Annotated in this window: 19 protein-coding genes and 1 tRNA gene; 3 read left to right on the top strand and 17 right to left on the bottom strand. The window is 65.1% G+C overall.

Translation table 11 applies throughout. The features are described 5' to 3' along the window. Positions 1 to 516 precede the first annotated feature (516 nt). Positions 517 to 1,104, top strand: a complete 588-nt coding sequence (locus tag V2J18_RS07880) for a hypothetical protein (protein WP_064746224.1) — start codon at positions 517 to 519, stop codon at positions 1,102 to 1,104. A 27-nt stretch (positions 1,105 to 1,131) separates the two neighbouring features. Here V2J18_RS07880 and V2J18_RS07875 read toward each other — a convergent pair whose 3' ends face one another. Next, on the bottom strand, positions 1,132 to 1,539 hold the full coding sequence (locus V2J18_RS07875; protein ID WP_064746297.1) for a DUF6165 family protein: 408 nt from the start codon (positions 1,537 to 1,539) through the stop codon (positions 1,132 to 1,134). A gap of 130 nt (positions 1,540 to 1,669) precedes the next feature. Between V2J18_RS07875 and V2J18_RS07870 the strand changes: the two genes are divergently transcribed. Beyond that, a tRNA-Ser gene (locus V2J18_RS07870) sits at positions 1,670 to 1,760 on the top strand. 65 nt (positions 1,761 to 1,825) lie between these two features. Here the strand turns inward: V2J18_RS07870 and V2J18_RS23145 are convergent. The 7 genes from V2J18_RS23145 to V2J18_RS07840 all read right to left on the bottom strand — a co-directional run bounded on the left by V2J18_RS23145 (position 1,826) and on the right by V2J18_RS07840 (position 6,891). Then, positions 1,826 to 2,047 carry a helix-turn-helix transcriptional regulator gene (locus V2J18_RS23145; protein WP_425605966.1) on the bottom strand — a complete coding sequence of 74 codons (222 nt, stop codon included), beginning with the start codon at positions 2,045 to 2,047 and terminating at the stop codon, positions 1,826 to 1,828. Further along, positions 2,047 to 2,286, bottom strand: a complete 240-nt coding sequence (locus V2J18_RS07865) for a hypothetical protein (RefSeq protein WP_191822881.1) — start codon at positions 2,284 to 2,286, stop codon at positions 2,047 to 2,049. Before V2J18_RS07865 ends, V2J18_RS23145 begins: the two co-directional genes overlap by 1 nt. Positions 2,287 to 2,500: 214 nt before the next feature. Then, the gene (locus V2J18_RS07860; protein WP_336131492.1) at positions 2,501 to 2,809 is read right to left on the bottom strand and encodes a hypothetical protein; all 309 of its coding nucleotides are present in this window, start codon (positions 2,807 to 2,809) and stop codon (positions 2,501 to 2,503) included. 174 nt (positions 2,810 to 2,983) lie between these two features. Then, the gene (locus V2J18_RS07855) at positions 2,984 to 3,595 is read right to left on the bottom strand and encodes a hypothetical protein (protein WP_336131491.1); all 612 of its coding nucleotides are present in this window, start codon (positions 3,593 to 3,595) and stop codon (positions 2,984 to 2,986) included. Positions 3,596 to 3,661: 66 nt separating this feature from the next. Then, on the bottom strand, positions 3,662 to 6,313 hold the full coding sequence (locus V2J18_RS07850; protein WP_336131490.1) for a toprim domain-containing protein: 2,652 nt from the start codon (positions 6,311 to 6,313) through the stop codon (positions 3,662 to 3,664). A gap of 81 nt (positions 6,314 to 6,394) precedes the next feature. Next, on the bottom strand, positions 6,395 to 6,676 hold the full coding sequence (locus V2J18_RS07845) for an ogr/Delta-like zinc finger family protein (RefSeq protein WP_336131489.1): 282 nt from the start codon (positions 6,674 to 6,676) through the stop codon (positions 6,395 to 6,397). Further along, positions 6,673 to 6,891 carry a helix-turn-helix domain-containing protein gene (locus tag V2J18_RS07840; protein ID WP_336131488.1) on the bottom strand — a complete coding sequence of 73 codons (219 nt, stop codon included), beginning with the start codon at positions 6,889 to 6,891 and terminating at the stop codon, positions 6,673 to 6,675. Before V2J18_RS07840 ends, V2J18_RS07845 begins: the two co-directional genes overlap by 4 nt. 84 nt (positions 6,892 to 6,975) lie before the next feature. On the opposite strand from V2J18_RS07840, the gene V2J18_RS07835 reads away from it, so the two are divergent. Next, a complete protein-coding gene (locus V2J18_RS07835; protein ID WP_336131487.1) occupies positions 6,976 to 7,431 on the top strand; it encodes a helix-turn-helix domain-containing protein in 456 nt (151 codons plus the stop codon). A 568-nt stretch (positions 7,432 to 7,999) separates the two neighbouring features. Here the strand turns inward: V2J18_RS07835 and V2J18_RS07830 are convergent. The 9 genes from V2J18_RS07830 to V2J18_RS07790 are packed head-to-tail and all read right to left on the bottom strand — an operon-like array spanning position 8,000 to position 15,518. Then, positions 8,000 to 8,986, bottom strand: coding sequence for a contractile injection system protein, VgrG/Pvc8 family (locus V2J18_RS07830; RefSeq protein WP_336133078.1), 987 nt, complete (start codon positions 8,984 to 8,986; stop codon positions 8,000 to 8,002). After that, positions 8,986 to 9,387, bottom strand: coding sequence for a phage tail protein (locus V2J18_RS07825; RefSeq protein ID WP_336131486.1), 402 nt, complete (start codon positions 9,385 to 9,387; stop codon positions 8,986 to 8,988). Before V2J18_RS07825 ends, V2J18_RS07830 begins: the two co-directional genes overlap by 1 nt. A gap of 11 nt (positions 9,388 to 9,398) precedes the next feature. Further along, positions 9,399 to 12,371 (bottom strand): phage tail tape measure protein, encoded by a 2,973-nt coding sequence (locus tag V2J18_RS07820; protein ID WP_336131485.1) that lies wholly within the window; start codon positions 12,369 to 12,371, stop codon positions 9,399 to 9,401. Then, positions 12,368 to 12,442 carry a GpE family phage tail protein gene (locus V2J18_RS23080; protein ID WP_345786513.1) on the bottom strand — a complete coding sequence of 25 codons (75 nt, stop codon included), beginning with the start codon at positions 12,440 to 12,442 and terminating at the stop codon, positions 12,368 to 12,370. Before V2J18_RS23080 ends, V2J18_RS07820 begins: the two co-directional genes overlap by 4 nt. Positions 12,443 to 12,492: 50 nt before the next feature. Further along, on the bottom strand, positions 12,493 to 12,831 hold the full coding sequence (locus V2J18_RS07810) for a phage tail assembly protein (protein ID WP_336131483.1): 339 nt from the start codon (positions 12,829 to 12,831) through the stop codon (positions 12,493 to 12,495). Positions 12,832 to 12,882: 51 nt separating this feature from the next. Then, a complete protein-coding gene (locus tag V2J18_RS07805; RefSeq protein WP_336131482.1) occupies positions 12,883 to 13,395 on the bottom strand; it encodes a phage major tail tube protein in 513 nt (170 codons plus the stop codon). Positions 13,396 to 13,409: 14 nt separating this feature from the next. After that, positions 13,410 to 14,576 (bottom strand): phage tail sheath protein, encoded by a 1,167-nt coding sequence (locus V2J18_RS07800; protein ID WP_336131481.1) that lies wholly within the window; start codon positions 14,574 to 14,576, stop codon positions 13,410 to 13,412. Between the two features lie 10 nt (positions 14,577 to 14,586). After that, positions 14,587 to 14,949 (bottom strand): GPW/gp25 family protein, encoded by a 363-nt coding sequence (locus V2J18_RS07795; RefSeq protein WP_336131480.1) that lies wholly within the window; start codon positions 14,947 to 14,949, stop codon positions 14,587 to 14,589. Further along, entirely contained in the window at positions 14,946 to 15,518 is a 573-nt protein-coding gene (locus V2J18_RS07790) for a phage baseplate assembly protein V (RefSeq protein WP_336131479.1), read from the bottom strand. The genes V2J18_RS07795 and V2J18_RS07790 overlap by 4 nt, the downstream gene beginning before the upstream one ends. Positions 15,519 to 15,594: the final 76 nt, after the last annotated feature.

The raw sequence follows: 15,594 nt of genomic DNA, 5'->3' as shown, positions 1-15,594 counted from the left end.
TTCTGGGGCCACCGAGGCGCGACCGGCCGGGTCGACACGAGCTTGCTTGAGTCAGTGGCATCCGGCGCCGCTCGTGGTCGCGCGCGAGCGTTACGCCACCGCCGGGCACTGGATGACGGGCAAGGCCGGGCTGTTCGGCGCAGCGCAGGCCCGGCGCGGATACTTGACCAGGGACGCCCCCGGACGGGCCAAGGCCCTGGACCGGGAAATCGCCGAGCTCGATGAGACGACCTGGACCGGCGAGCGTTATCCCTCCCGGGCGGCCGGGAACCTGGCCGAGTTCGGCCCGGCTTCTGCTCGGCACCGGTGCGACCCTCCACGTCGAGGCCAGCCCGCTCGCCCCGGTCTGGGGCGGTCTGGGGGGGCATCGGACGGGCCGCCGATCAGCCCGACACGCCCCACCCGGGCCGTGGGCGCGGCCTGAATCCGCTCGGTTTTGCGTTAATGGAAGTGCGGCGTCGCCTGGCCGACACGGTCCGATGCGACGTTGAACCGATCCCACCGAGACGCCTCCCCATGGCTTCGGCCGCCTTCGCCGATTTCCACGCGCCGCCGCCCGGTTCCCTGCCCGCCGACCTGGAGGCGCTGCTGCGTCTGTGGCAGCGCCAGCATCCGCCCTTGCTGCATCTGCTCGCCGAACTGGGTTGCACGGTGATCGATCGCGACTACCAGCCGGCCCTGCTCGATCCGGAGGGGTATTTGAGCCGCAGCGACCTCGCCGACCCGGCGGTGCGCGCCCATCATGCCGCGATCGAAGGCGTCAGCGCCTACATCAGCTTCGTGATCGAGAACGACGAGGGCGAAGTGATCGGCTATTGGCACGGCCCGGAGCAGCGTTCGCTGCACGAAGCGCCGATCGTCAAGCTGGACGCCGAAGGACGCTTCGAACTGCTGCCGGGCCGGCACCTGATCGAGGCCCTGCTGGGCGATCTCGGCCGCGGCGATCCTGCGGCGCTGGGCGAGCTCGCCCGGCTGTTCGCCGGGCTGGGCATCGTCGCGCCGGCGCGCGGTCGCGGCGAGCCGGTCTGGCCGGACGCGGCCACCCACCCGGCCAGCCTGCAGCAACGCCTGTACGAGGCGGCGCTGGACCCGCGCCGCCACTAGCCTGCGGGTACGCCCGCGGCGCGGACTTCAGCCGATCGGGCCGGTGCCGTAGTCCTGGTAGGACTTCTCTTCGACGTAGGTCGAGCCCAGGGCCAGGTTGATCTGCTTCTTGACCCGCGCGCGCTCGTCGTTCTCGACATAGACCGAACGCGCCAGGCGGATGAACTCGGCGTCGAATTCCTGGCGCTTTTCCTTGATCCGGATGTCGTCCTCGATTACCCACAGGCGCTCGTTGACCGCCTTGAGGTCGGCGCGCAGGCGGACGATGTCGTGGCCGGCGGCCGGGTGCGCCATCCAGGTCTTCTCCAGCGCGGTCAGCTCGTTGCGCACGTTGACCAGCTTGGCCTCGTCGGTCATGCGCTCGGACTTGATCTGCAGGATCGCGATCTTGTCGAGCAGTTCGCCAAAGGACACCGGGACCAGGATTTCGGACATGTCGCGCAGCCGTTCATTGCCGTAGGGGCGGCTAGTGTAGCCCGCGGCGCCAAGGGCCGCCGGAGGCTCCGGCACGAACCGCTTGTCGGCGGGCGCGGCAGCCCGTATCATTCTCGGCTCGCACGCACCCGGAGAGGTGGCAGAGCGGTTGATTGTACCTGACTCGAAATCAGGCGTACGTTTATAGCGTACCGGGGGTTCGAATCCCCCCCTCTCCGCCAGATCAAAGAAAAAGCCCCTGTTTTTCAGGGGCTTTTTTCTTTTCTAGACTTCCGTACCCATCACCTTACCCAGCATCCCGGGCGCGCTTTCGGGCCGCGATGTAGGCCCGAATTTCCGACTCCAGCCAACGGACATTCGTGCCGTCTTCGTCTGGAACCGGGACGGGGAACACCCCTTTTGCGATGCGCTGGTAGATCGCCGATTTCTTGAGCCCGACGCGGCTCTCTACCTCCTGGCGCCGCAACAGGCGTTCGTATGCCGGCACTCGGCTCTGTGCTACCGCCATCACGCCCCTCGCCAGCAAGCCGACAGCGCACGGCGGCGCCGGGGATCGGTCCGAACGGCGTTGTAGCGCCGCAGCCAGACCAGAAACGCGCGGAGCCGGCACCAACGAGTCACGTCCCCGCCTGCGCTATAGCAGATACGGCCGTTGATCGCGGCCACCACCCGCCGCGACGGGGTGCGGGTGCGCCGTTTACGGGCCACCCACACTTGCCCGGCGTCGATATCCGGGGTTCGGCTCATCGGCTGCACTCCGCGCAGGTGAAAACGTTTACCCGGCATCCGCGTTGCTGAACGATCCGCACCCGCCCGCCGCCGACCGCCCGCGCGGTATTGCAGCGATGGCAGCGGCGGGCCATCACGGTCAGCGGCGACCGGGCTCCGCTGTCTCGCTGGCCCGAGACGGGGCCGCCGTCCAGTGGCGCATGCCGGCCACCAAATCGGTTCATGGTTTTCCTCATGCGCCCGACCCTCGGACAAAGGCCAGGGGGAATTGCAGAATGCCGGCCAGCGTTGCCGGCGCTGGCTGTGCGGCCGGCGCCGCCGGCTCGCTGCGCCGGATCGCGGCGCGGCGCTTGGCGTTCATCCGCCGCCACTGCCGCAGGGCGTCGCCGACACAGGCGTATTTCGCCGTTTGCCGGCACTCGCATTCCAGAAGGTGCCCGCCGCCAGCTTCCGGCCGCCGCAAGTCGTGGACGTGCCGAACGGCGTGCCCCTGGGCGCAGGCGGGCAAGGTGACCTGATGGGCGACCTGTCGTTGCGTCATGTCGCCTCCCAAGAGCGGCGCACGGCCTGGGGCGACTGCGGAGCGCGCAAGCCAGTCGCCGTTACAGCGCAGGCCGCCAGGACGCGCCGGACCTCGCGGCGGTGGGCCGCCTGGGCGCGCCTGCGCTCCCAGGCCATAGCCCAGGTGCGCACCACGCCCATGATTCCGATGGGCTTAACCATGGCGGGCACCCTCGGATGCTCCGCACCGCAAGCTGTCGGCCACATCCAAGGCCATCGGCAACCCGTCTAGAAACTCGCACAGCGCCGGCCCCAGCGTTTCCAGGTGGTCGCCCCAATGGGCGCCCGTGATGAGCCACAAGTGTGCGTCCAGGCGTTCGCGGCTTTGGGTCAGCGCGGCGCCCTGCCCCTGCGGCCAATAAGCGGTCACGTCGATTCGGTTGACCTGCGCGGCGATGACGACACGGACTTGCGGCGACGGCTGTAGTTCCGGGTTGAGCGCCCGCAACTGCGCTGCTCGCGCCGCGTAGTGCGACGCCTTGTCGTCGGCGAAACCGGCGCGAACTTCCGCCGACGCTGCGGCTTGGTGGCGCTTGTCGCGGGGTAACAACGGATTTAGACGCATGGCGGCGGCCATCGCACGCCGCTGCCGGGCTTCGGCCAAATAGCGTTCTTGGGCTGCGTCCAAATAAGTGACGGCCGCGCGGGCATGCGCGGCAAGCAAGCTGCCGATTTTTTCGACCGTGCTAGCCTTCCTATCGGTCCCGGCGCTGTGATCCGCGTGGCGTGCGGTTGCTTCCGGCGTTTTGTCGGTCGTGTGTCGCATGGTTTCTCTCCGTTGCTTCGTGGTGATGGCCCTTGGGGAGAGTTGCCGCTCTCCCGCCGGGACCGCTTAGATTTCGCGCTGGAACACCCAGCACTTTTTCGCCTCGCCGGTAAGGCGGGATTTGACGTTCTTGTGGTCAAGGAATTTGCGCGCACGCGACGTGCGCAAAAGGTCTTTCAATTCCGACAGGTCACACGGCATGCGAATGCCGGCGCGCATTACGCGGGCCTCAAATTCAACGAGGCTCAGCGCGATCAGACTTTCGCTGTTGGCATGATTGAGGGGCGGACTACCCGAGTCGCCGCCAACGAAGTCGTAAAGCTCCCAGAACGTTTGCACGTGCTTGTGATCAACATCGAGCGCGACTTGCCGTGCCAGTGCCATTTGAATCAAGGCCGCGTGCGTTGCGCTGTGCTGTTCATCGGTCAGCGGCGTCACCAGCTTCAACGCGTCCACCAAGGCCATAATCTGCGCGTGGTTATGCGCTAAACGGACGTTCTTCATGTCCGCCAAGCTCAACAGTTGGTTGCTGTAGTCCCGCGCCGCGTCGTTGACGATCTTCATTACTTCGGCTTCACGCTGCGTCGCCATCAATGCGAACGCGGAGACCTCGGACACATCTATATCGGTCAACTGCTCCGCAATCGCTTTGTTCTCACGACTGTGCAATGACTTGTCGAACGTCATATGCACGATGCGCTCAAGCACAGGTTTGCTTGCCGACACGGGCGCGTTCTGTTCGATCACAATCGACGCGCGGAACGGCGGCTCGTAAGTGTCGGTGCCCGAGTTCTTGACACCGATCGAGCGGCCAATGTGCCCGTTGAACAGCGGCTTGATTTCTTCCCAATCGAACTTCTTTAGCTTTAGATCGTCCTCTTTGCCACGGTCGGATTCGATCAGCACCACCGGCAGATTGGCGACCTGGGTAAAGGTGCGCATGCGACCGGCCAACGTGGACTTGGCCGGGTCCATGCCTTCGTGCCCGGTGCGACCTACCAGCTTCCACAGGAATTCGATCAAGGTCGATTTGCCGGTGCCGGGCTCGCCGGACATTTCGATAAACGGCAAACTCTGTTGTTTGGCGCGGATTTGCTCGGCAAACAGCGAGCCGAACCAGAACGCCAACGACACAATGCCTTTGACCCCGTAGCACGCCCAGATCATGTTCAGCCAATCGCTGCGGTACTCCTCGCGCTTGGTGTTGATCGCTAATCCGATGCTTTCGTTCAAGCTCTTGAGCGACAGCTTTCCGATATCGAAAAAGTCTTCGTCGTTGCGCTTGTAGACGGCGCCGTCCTTCACAGCCACGTCGCCGAAGACATAGCAGCCGTGTTCGCGGGCATAGCCAATGAACGGGATGGTCTCAACGGTCTTGAGGCCGAACAGCGTATCTTTCGACAGCCGGATGACCTGCGGCGTCGTGCCATCCCAGATCGCTCCCGACGCCATGTGCAAGAGACGATTTCGGAATTCGGTTGCCGATGTCAGTTGATTGGCGGTGAACGTGTCCTTGATTTCGGTCTTGTGGTACGGGCCGGGCGGAAACGTGATGCGGTAGTAATACCAACTCTCGCCGGTCAGGCGATTGGATTGGTAGTAAAGCGGCTGCGGGTGGCAATTGCAGATTTCGGAAACGCACAGCGAATCGTTCAACGCTTTGTCGCGCAGCTCTTGTTCGGTCATTCCAGTGCTCTCACCTTCCAGCTTGTCTTTGGCCTTGTTGTAGGCTTCCGCATTGAAGCTGGCCCAATACAGCCGATTTCCATGCGAAAAATGGAACGTCGCGCGTTCCTCGCGCTTGTAGATGATTCGCGCTTTCTTGGAAGGCGACACCGCGCACAGCAATGCACCTTCGTAAAGATAGGTATCGCGGTCGCTGGGCTTCATTGCGCCGCGCAAGTGCGCATCGTTCCAGTCGATCTTGTTCCGGCCGCTCTGCGGAATCTGCGCGGCCTTGGACTTCCATCCATCCGCCTTGGCTCTGTGATGCCATTTGAGCGTGTACGTGCGGCCCGCGTTGTCGTTGTGCAGCGCCCAAACCAGGGTTGGCAATCGCTTGCCGGCGACCTCGCACGCGGCGCGCAGCCGCGCCAACGCCTTGTCGGGATAGCTGTTGCACGACATGAGCGCACGGGCCGCTATGCCGTGATGCTCCAGGGCGATTGCGTCGAACACGCCCTCGGTCAGCCAGATTTCGGACGGCCACGCGGCGGTGTCCTCCATCTGCCACCATTCGCCGGCACGATCCTTCCCGGGCGCGAACTTGGCCTTTTGCTTGCCGAACCGGTCGGCGTGGTCAATGAAGCGCTCCCACCAAATGCCGTTCACCAGCGGAAAACGCACCGTGGCCGTGGTGATCTTGAGTTCGGGATCGCGGTGCAGCTCTTGCGTATACAGGCCACGCAAGCGGGAAAGATCGAACCCGCGCGCCTCTGACAAATAGGCATCCGCCGCCGCATGCGGCGCGGTGTCGGTCTGCTTAAAGCGGGCCGAATAGTTCTTGAACAGGTCCGGGTACAAATCCCGAACGAAGATCACGGCACCGCAATTGTTCTCCCGACCGCACTTAAGCGCGTTCGGATTGTCGCGGAGCGTGAACAGTTCTTTCTGTCCGCACTCAGGGCACTTACCGTCTTGGTAGTACTGCTTTCGCTTCTTGAACCCGAAATCTTGTTCAAGGCGTTCGCAAATCTTGTTGAGCGTGTCTGTCTGCATTTCTTCAGGCAATAAGGGACCGGGCCCGGCCGTGGGGCCGTGCGAACAGAAGTCGGGATTGGGAGAGGAACCGGGAGCGAACTATCCGGGATCGTTGGCGGCGTCGCGGAACGCCAGTTCCAATTGCAACCCTAGGTTTCGGATCATCACGCTTCGCGCAAACGGCAAAGCGATTTCAGGATCGGGACAGGCAGAGGGGGAAACGGTGCGAACCGCGATCAGATCGGCCACCCACACATGCCCGCACATATCGTTGGTGCAGCGCAAAGTGACCTCACGAAACAGCGGCGTCATTTCCTTACTCGACCGAACATTGCCGACACAGCGGCAGTGTCCGCACAGCATGGTCAGGATGCGGCTCACTCGCCCCCCTGCTCGATCACTCCGTTTTTGATGCCCAGCAGCACCGCCGCCTTATGGGCCTCGCCGCGCAGGGCGGGGCTAACGCCGCTCAGTACGTGATAGACCGTGCCGACCGCGAGACCGTGCGCCCTAGCGAACTGAGCAACGCTGACGCCGCGACGGCGCAGGTCCGCTTTGGCCTGTTTCTTGGTGCGAATGCGTGACTGATTTGACATTGCGATGGATGCGGATAGGTTCGTACAGTTCGGAATCTATAATCGTGCGAAATTTCGCACATGTCAACAGGAAGATGCAGTTTTATGCACAATGACATAAGCACAATCGGCGCACGGATTGCGGAAGAAAGGCAGCGGCAAAGCGCCAGTCAAAAAGAGACTGCCGCGCTGGGCCACGTGAGCCTGCGCACTCAGGCGGCATACGAGATGGGCGAGTCGATGCCCAATCTTGCGTACATGAAGCAATTGGCAGCGGCGGGCTTTGATGTCACCTACATCATCACGGGCGAGCGCGTCGCTTCCACCATTGCCGATGACGAAGCGGAATTGTTGGCGCGGTATCGCGGTTCTTCGCTTGAACTACGTAAAGCCGCATTGGCGGTACTCGGCATTGCGGCTCAAGCGCCCGCGACTGGATCGACCTTCAATGCATCCAGCGGAAACATCAAAATCGGGCAGGTCAGCCATGGCCCAATAACCGGATCGCAAACGATCAACGTGGGCGGCGGTGGACGCAAAAAAAAGGGGAAGACCGACTGACGCACGCGGTCACGGTTGGACAGTACGTTGATGGTGATGTGCATATCGGGTCACTCACCATGCGCGTGCATTTGCCGAATGCGTTGCGTGGCTTTGCAGGACACGCCGCGCTTACGGGCTGCCCCGAGTGGACCGCATGCGAAGCGACGAACGGCCGCGCCGACCTCAACACATCGGCGCCCAGTGCTCGACGCGCGATCAACCTGTTACGTCGCCACGACGATGCGGGGTGTCCAAGTCGCGCAAAAACCGACGCATCGCACCGCCCCTGTGTTCGTGACTGCCGCGCTGTCGCGTCAGAACTTGCAGCGGTATCGCGTAGGAAAAACCCTACCCCACCGATTGCGACGCGGACACACGCGAAAATGCCCGCGCTCTGGAGCGCGGGTCGCCGTGGCAAAGGAAGAAAGAGGACGCCGGCGCTTGAGGTCCATGCGGTCGGTTCGTCGCGATCCATCGCAACGCGAAGTGGCCTAGGCGTCCGTGCGTAGTATCGCGCAGCCTTGGCCGCTTCGTCACTCGGCGATTGGCGCGGCGGTGGGTAGGAATATCCCCCGATGCGATGCACTCATTCCGTGCCCGCTTCTAGTTCAAGGCTGGTCTTCAAACCTTCGCCCGGATTCATGGTGTGCGTTGCCTTAGCGATCAGCCACGGCATGCCGTCGATTTCCGGTTTGAACCCGCGCACGCGCACGCGCTGCTCGGGGTACAACTCGGGCCGACCCATCGCCAGGGTGACGCCGAACGTCGCCGCGCCACGCTGCACGCGCGCCCATTCCGCTTGGGCGTGTTCGCGGGCCTGGGTCTCGTTTGGGAACGTCTCGCCCAAGCGCTTCGCATTACCGCTTTCGCCGACCAGGACGGATTTGCGGTTCGCCCCTTCGCGGTCGGACCAATACGCGCGCACGCCGCTGTAACGGTCGCGGTCGGCGTAGGCGAAACGATGGCGTTCGCAGTCCTGCCGACGCACGGCGGCCTCTGGAATCGCGACGCCGTTGGTGGTGCGCCCGCTACCCACCGGAGCGAACAGCAGGCATCCCGCCTTCACGGTTGCTACGGCGTCGTATCGCTTCCCGAGCCGCGCCAACAACGCCACGTCGCTTTCGGTCTGGTCCAGGTGCGCGACGGCGACGCCGGCAAGCGCAGGTGCGATACGCGCCTGCAAGCCGTGTTCGCCAGCAATCTCGCGCAACACCGTGCCTAGCGTCGCGCCGTGCCAGGATCGTTCACGACGAATGCGCAGGGGCTTGGTCAGGTCAGCGCTGCGGGCGCGGATCGCGATGACGCTGGGCGGCCCCGAATGCTCCACTTCGTCAACGGTAAACGTGCCCTTGTCCACCAACCCGCCACCGCGCCAGCCCAGCGCGACCGACAGCGCCACGCCCCGGCGCGGCAGCGCCATCGCATCGCCGCGATCCAGCACGCTCAAATCGAGCTGGTCGGCCTCGCCGTCGCGGGCCTCGGTCAACGTCAGGTCGAGCAAATGCGGGCGGATGCGGTCCGTCAAATCCTTGCCGTCCAGCGTCACGCGCCATGCCGGGATCGCGTGCGCGATCATGCGCGCCGCTCCGCGTCGGTGGAATCGTCAACGCGGGCCAGGGTCATATCGAACTCGATGCGCCACGCGGCGCCATCCGCGAAAAACTGCGTTCGCGTCTCGTTGATGTCGCCAACGACGAAGGCGCCGTAGACCACGCCGGTTCCTTCCACCAGCGCATACGCCTTGCCGTCGTCCGCCATTGCGCGCAACACGTCGAGCGAAGCCGGCGTGCCGGTCAGTTCGGGCGCGATCAAGCCTGATAGTCGAATCGTGTCATCGCCGGGGCCGACGAACTGGCGCGACGGTCGCGCGCCCAGGCGGTCGGCGGCCACATGGCGCCATGAAGTGCTGCGCTGTAGCTGGTCATAGGCCAGCGTCGGAAGGGAGAACACGAAGGTATCCAGGGCCATCAGCATGCGGGGGAAACTCAGTCGTCGTAATCGGTGTAAGTCGAGCGTTGGCGGGCGGCGCGCTCGCGCTCGATGCGTTCCAGTTCCACGCGGACGGCGGCGGCGATTTCCTGCCCCTTATCCGTGTCGCGCACATGGATGTGAATCACGATGGGCGCGGCGGGCGCAGTGGGCGGCGCGGCAGGCGAACGCGCGGCCAATGGCGGCCGTTGATCGATCGCCACGGCCGGCGCCGTCGCGGCGGCGCTGATTGCAAGCGCGGCGCCGGCCCGTTGCATGCCGCCGGTCAGGCGCGACAGCACGTCCAGTGGCGCCGACTGGCTGCGATCCAGGCCGACCGCAAGGCCGGTCATCGTGTGGTCGCCGAACTGCGCGAACACGCGCGACGGGCTGCGAATGTCCAGACGCTTAGCGAACCATCCGGCGACATTGCCGGCGACGTTGGTCACCGTCGCCTTGAGCGCATCCAGGCGGCCCAGTACGCCGTTAATCAGTCCTTGCACCATATCCGCGCCGAACTGCACGAAACGCGCGGGCCAACCCAGCAACGCCGAATTGATGCCGTTCCACAGCATCGCCAGCCCATCGCGCAGTCGCGCCCCGTCGCCCGTAAACACGCCGACCAGCGCATTCCAGCCGCCGCGCACGATGTTTTTCAAGGCGTCCCACAGGCCGACGAAATAGCCGCGCAGCGCATCCCAATTCGCCGCGATCAGGCCGAGCGGCGAATAGGCGAACAGCGTCTTGAACCATCCGGCCAGCGTCGTCACCACGGCGATGACGGCGCGCACCTGTCCGGCTACTACCGAACCCAGCACCGCGCCGAACGCACGGCCGTTTTCGGTCGCTCCCGCGAGCTGGTCGGCGGTGGCTTGGAACGGCGTAAACAGATCCCGCAGCCAGCCCCACACGGCGGCCAGCGCGGCGGCCACGGCGTCCCACAGCGGGCGCAACGGCGATAGCGCGTCGGCCAGGGCGGCGCCCAGCGGCGCCAGTTCGGCTTGCACCGGTCGCAGCGCGTCAACGAAGCCGGCCCACAGACCGATGAAAAACGCCTTGATCGGCGCCCAATACTTCCAGATCGCCAGGGCGACCGCCGCCAGCACCGCGAGCAACGCCAGAACCGGTGCGGACAGGCCGCCCAGGACCGGCAGCAAGGCGCGGGCGCCGTTCATCAGCACCGGCAACACGCGCGCGCCCAGGCCGCTTAGCGCGGTCTGCGCCTGGGTCAGCGCCGGCCCCAGGCTCACCAAGCCGTAACGGATCACGGCGAGCGGCCCCAGGATGCCGGCCAATACCAGGGCGAGCCCGCCGACCACGGTTAGCAGGATGGCGCCGGCCGCCGCGGCTTTGACCAGGCCGGCGGCCATCGCAGGATTCGCCGCGATCCAGGCGCGGGCCGCCTGGGTGATGCTCTTGAGCTGGTCGCCCAATTCGCGCAGGTTCGGCGCCAACAGCGCGCCGGCATCGGCGGCGAAATTGCGGCCGGTATCCTTGGCATTCGCCCAGATCGCGGACAGGTTGTTAGCGCGGGCGGCGGCCTCACGCTGGGACGAACCCAGCGCCCGTGCATCCTCGGTCAGCTTAATTTGCCGCTCGTATTCCTCTAGATTGTTCGCGAGCTTGGACGCGTCGTCGCCGAATTCCTTGCCGAAAAGCTGCGTCGTAACCGTGAGTTGATCCTTGGCCGGCAGTTGTTTGATTGCCGCGAGGACGCGTTTAATCGTGCCCTGCGCGTCTGTCACCATGCCTTGTTGCAGGGCGCCCGCGTCCAAACTCAAGGCGCGCAATCCATTTTGAAAGCGCTTGCCCTGCATCGTCGCCACGGCCAATTCGCGCACCATGGCGTTCGCAGCGCTCGCCGCGACCTCGGGCGCACTGCCCAGCGAAAGGAACGTGCTACCCAGCGCCGCCGCTTGGCGGTAATTGAGCTTGTCGGCAACGCCGCCCAGGCGCTGCATCACGTCGATGATGTCGCGGCCCTGCGATTGCGCGTTATCGTCCAGGTAGTTGATCGCATCGCCCAATTCTTCGATGCTGCCAATCGGCACTTTGTAGAGGCTGCGCAGCTTGCCCATGCTTTCGCCGATTTCATCGGTGGGCAAGTTGAACGCATCGGCCATGACCGAAACGGTCTTGGTGAACTTCAGAATGTCGGGCGTGCCCTTGATGCCCATGCGCGCCGCCGCCTCAGCGATGGCCGCCAGTTCTTCGGCGGTTCCGGGCAAGTCCTCGGACAGCTTTTGCAGTTCGCGGCCCATCGAGTAATACAGCGGCGTCAGGCGGCCCACCTTGTCGCGCATGCCGTCCACCTGCCGCGCAACGCCCGTCATCGCATCTTCAAACGATGAATACGCGCGCACGGCGAACACGACAGGGGCCGCCAGCGCGGCGCCGGCCGCGCCGACCCCGGCGCCCGCGGCGGCCAGGGCGCCGGCCTGCTGCTGTGCGCGCGCCATGCGCTGTTGCGCGGCCTGGGCCTGCCGCGACTGCTGCGCCAAACGGCCCAACTCGGCCCGCTGCGCGGAAATGCGTTGCGTGGTCTGCGCCACATCGTGCGCTAGGCGCCGCTCATGCTCGCCCAGGCGCTTGACCTCGATCCCGGACGCGGCCAGCCCCTCGCGCGAACCCTTGAGCGCTTGCAGCTTGCGAATGTGCGCGGTGCGTAGTCGCTCGGTAGCGCGTTCCGCCTTCGCGTAGTCGCGCGACATTCGTTCACTGGCGACGCCGACGCGCTGCATCTCGCCGCGCATCGCGTTTAGCTTCTGTTGCGCGGCCTTGAGCGCAAGACCGCTCGCGTCGGTCTCATTCTTGAGCCGGCGGAACCCGGCAATCTGCTGCTGTGCGCGGTCCAGCCCCTTGAGCTTGTCTTGCGTCTCGCGCAACGCACGGGCGGCGACCTGCGCGGCGGCGGCGACCTGCTGCATCGGCTTGGTGGCGCGGTCGAGCATATCGAGCCGCACCTTTAACGCCAGATCGCCGCCGCTCATTCGTCAACACCGCTCCGCACACGGGCGCGCTCACGCCATGCGACCAATTCACTAAGGGGAAGGTCCCCCATGACGGCGGGGGACCAGCCGAAGACGGCGGCAATGTCCGCCATCGCGTTTTCTACGCAGTCAGGGAGGCCGCCCGCTGCGCCTTCGTCAGAAAAAAATCTGCAATCGCCATTGCAAACTGCGCGGTGTCGGCCGGGTCCAGTTGGGACACCTCAAACGCGGTCAGGGTCGGCATCGTGATACGCGGCAGCACCTTCTGCACCGCGTCCATTTCCAAGCGCATCAGGTCGAGCATGGACAGGCCGCGCAGTTCGCCGGAGACCGGACGGCGCACGGTTACGCTCGCGATTTCGGATTCGCCGCGCTTAATTGGCTTTTCCAAGGTGACCGCCGTGGTGGTCACGGGATCGGGTAACACGGCGGCAATGTCCGCCGGGGTAGCTTTGGGCATGGGGAAAATTCCTTGCAGAGAAAGACGGCCCGGCCTTGCGCCGGGCGCGGATTACAGGCCGAGTGCGGCGCGCTGCTGCGCGAGGCGATCCACACCGCCGACGACTTCAATCATCGCCATGCGGTCGCACTCGATTTCGGTCGCGCCGTTGACCGTGAGGCGGTAGTAACTGCACGTGGTCTTGACCGCGAATTCGGTTTGCTCGCCGATCTTCGCCGTACCCAGCGCGATTTCCTTGTGGCGACCGCGCACGACGATCTCGACGGCCAGCACTTCGCCCGTGTCGTCGCGCTGATACGCGCCCGCGAAGCGCAGTTGCACGGCATCGTGGCGAACGGCGCCGTACTGGCGCAGCACGTCCACGACGAAACCGCCGCACTTCCAGCCGAATTCAATCGGACCGTCCGGCCCGTTGTCGATATCGACCGGGCCGGACATGCCGCCGGCTTGATAGGCGGTCATGTTGCGCGCGAGCGGCGGCAATTCGACCTCGGTCGCCAAGCCCAGGAAGCTCACGCCGTTGTGGAACAGGTGATAGTTTTTCAGTACAGAAGGCAGCGCCATGCGGTCTCCGAAACTCAGGCAACAAGACGGCTGGCGAAGTCGGCCAGATACACGTCGGTGATGGATTGGCGCAACGTGATGTCCTCGGCGGGCGGCACGGGCGTGTAGTTGTGCGCGAGCGCGAGCTTTCCGCTAAACAGCCGGTCGGCCGGGTTCTGCTCGTTGTCGAACCAGCACTGGCCGCCCAGCAGATAGCCGGCGGTTTTCCACCAGCGAAAGCGCGCATTGCCTTCGTCGAGCATGTCGCGGACGAGCATCGGCGTCAGCGGCTTATCGACGTTCGGGGCTGCGATTTCCGCCAGCGTGTCGGCGATGACGTGCGCCGTGCGCACGAAGGGCTCGAATGCGAACTGCGGATCGTCGCTGCACGTGCGCGAGCCCCAGAAGCGATAGCCGTTGTGATTGACCAACGTCGTCACATCGCCCGCGTTGAGATAACCCGCGTCCGTGCTGGGGTCTTGCAAGTCCCAAAACACATCGCGCGATAGGCCGGTAACGCCCGCGACCGGCACGTTAGACAGCGACTTGTGCCAACCCTGCTCTTGATCGATCAGAGCGCGCAGGCCCAAGGCGCGGGCCGTCGCATAGGCGTTTTGCGTGCTGTTCGTCGCGGTATCCCAAGACACGAAGTCGGGCCAGATCACCATCAATTCGCGTTGCGAGAAATTCTTGCGGTACAGCACGGCGTCCTCTTTCTTCGCACTGGCGGCAGCGCTCACATAGGCCATTGCGCGCAGCTTCTTGGCGATCACGCCGAGCGCGACGGCGACCGGCTGCGTGTCCAGGCCAGGCGCCCCCAGGATGCGCGGGCGCACGCCGAGCTGCGCCTGCGCCGCCAGCAGCGCATACAGGCCGGTGAAGCTGGCGCCTTCGGCACTGCCAATGACCGCGCTGGTCGTGGCTGCGTCGTCGTTGCCGGTCGGCACGCGTACCACCACGGTCGGCGTGTTGCATTGGTCGGCGATGGCCTGCAAGGTCGGACGCAGCGTGCCGGTCTTGCCGGTCTTCGCGAGCGCGCGGCGAACGTCGGTCAGCACCACGGGCCGGTCAATGGGGAACGCGGCGGCGTCGGCGTCGCTAGACGTGCAGACCACGCCGATGACAGCGGTCGCGACAGCGCGGACGGTGCGCGCACCGCCCGTCACTTCGATGACGCGAACGCCATGATGAAAATCATCCAATGGGAAACTCCTAGGGGAACAGGCGCAGGGGAAGCGGAACCGCGAGCGAGGCCGGCACACGGCGACCGCCGGGGTCGATGCGCTCCACGGTCAAGGTCAATTCGCAGGCGCCGGGCGTGTCGCCGGGCGTGAACTGGATGCGGCGCACGCGCACGCGCGGCTCCCAGCGTTGAAGCGCGGTAGCGGTCGCGCCGAACAGGCGCGTGCGCGTGGCTTCGTTTAATGGCTGGTCGATCAGGTCGGCGAGCCGTGATCCGTAGTCGCGGCGCATCACGCGCGTTCCCAGCGGCGTACACAGAATGTCCGCAATGGATTGGCGCAGGTGCGCATCGCTGTCGAGCGCGCGGCCGGTGGCGCGATCCATGCCCGTCATGCCGGCGGCCCCGATTTGCCGCCGCCGGTCTGCACGCCGCCGTGCGGGTGCTTTTCCAGGCTCACACCCGCGCCGACCACATCGCCGCTTGCGTTAACCTTGCCGTCCACCGACGTATCGCCGTTGATCGTGGTTTTGCCGTTGATCGTGACCGGGCCATTGATGGTCAGGCCGCCATCGGCCGACAGTGTCGCGGTGCCGCCGCTGGGCAACGTCGCGGACAGCGCATGCGTTTCGTCGTCGTAGGCGATGACGGCGCCGTCGCTGTAGCGGGTGACATGCAGATTCGGCGCGTTGCCCGGCGAAGGATTCGCGGCGCTGTACGCGGAGCAAAGGATGAATGCGCCGGTCGTCTCGCCCTGCGGGCAAACGAGGATGACTTGTTCGTCAACGCTGGGCGCTGAATACTCGCTGCGCCGGCCCGCGCGGCCGGCGCCCCAGGGCAGAAAGTCGGTCAACAAATCGCCCGACGCAACGCGGGCGCGTTGCGTGGTGTAATTGACTTCGGCAATGGTGCCGATGCGAATCATGTTCGCGAGTCGGCGCTGAATGTCGGCGTTGCGTTGCATACCGACAAGGATCGGACGCACGTCCCGTGCGCTCACGAAACCGCAAGGGTGTAAGCGGCTTACACCCTGCGCAGTG

This window comes from Lysobacter firmicutimachus (assembly GCF_037027445.1).
In the GTDB taxonomy this organism is placed as follows: Bacteria; Pseudomonadota; Gammaproteobacteria; order Xanthomonadales; family Xanthomonadaceae; genus Lysobacter; species Lysobacter firmicutimachus.
Note: the sequence above shows the minus strand (reverse complement) of the source record. Positions and strands in the feature narration are given on the sequence as shown.

Bases quoted from the DNA above. Each gene is read 5' to 3' on its own strand.
- V2J18_RS07820 (WP_336131485.1), bottom strand. From the start codon at position 12,371: ATGAGCGGCGGCGATCTGGCGTTAAAGGTGCGGCTCGATATGCTCGAC.
- V2J18_RS07860 (WP_336131492.1), bottom strand. From the start codon at position 2,809: ATGACGCAACGACAGGTCGCCCATCAGGTCACCTTGCCCGCCTGCGCC.
- V2J18_RS07865 (WP_191822881.1), bottom strand. From the start codon at position 2,286: ATGAGCCGAACCCCGGATATCGACGCCGGGCAAGTGTGGGTGGCCCGT.
- V2J18_RS07805 (WP_336131482.1), bottom strand. From the start codon at position 13,395: ATGGCGCTGCCTTCTGTACTGAAAAACTATCACCTGTTCCACAACGGC.
- V2J18_RS07855 (WP_336131491.1), bottom strand. From the start codon at position 3,595: ATGCGACACACGACCGACAAAACGCCGGAAGCAACCGCACGCCACGCG.
- V2J18_RS23145 (WP_425605966.1), bottom strand. From the start codon at position 2,047: ATGGCGGTAGCACAGAGCCGAGTGCCGGCATACGAACGCCTGTTGCGG.
- V2J18_RS07790 (WP_336131479.1), bottom strand. From the start codon at position 15,518: ATGCAACGCAACGCCGACATTCAGCGCCGACTCGCGAACATGATTCGC.
- V2J18_RS07850 (WP_336131490.1), bottom strand. From the start codon at position 6,313: ATGCAGACAGACACGCTCAACAAGATTTGCGAACGCCTTGAACAAGAT.
- V2J18_RS07835 (WP_336131487.1), top strand. From the start codon at position 6,976: ATGCACAATGACATAAGCACAATCGGCGCACGGATTGCGGAAGAAAGG.
- V2J18_RS07810 (WP_336131483.1), bottom strand. From the start codon at position 12,831: ATGCCCAAAGCTACCCCGGCGGACATTGCCGCCGTGTTACCCGATCCC.
- V2J18_RS07840 (WP_336131488.1), bottom strand. From the start codon at position 6,891: ATGTCAAATCAGTCACGCATTCGCACCAAGAAACAGGCCAAAGCGGAC.
- V2J18_RS07880 (WP_064746224.1), top strand. From the start codon at position 517: ATGGCTTCGGCCGCCTTCGCCGATTTCCACGCGCCGCCGCCCGGTTCC.
- V2J18_RS07825 (WP_336131486.1), bottom strand. From the start codon at position 9,387: ATGCTGATGGCCCTGGATACCTTCGTGTTCTCCCTTCCGACGCTGGCC.
- V2J18_RS07795 (WP_336131480.1), bottom strand. From the start codon at position 14,949: ATGACGGGCATGGATCGCGCCACCGGCCGCGCGCTCGACAGCGATGCG.
- V2J18_RS07875 (WP_064746297.1), bottom strand. From the start codon at position 1,539: ATGTCCGAAATCCTGGTCCCGGTGTCCTTTGGCGAACTGCTCGACAAG.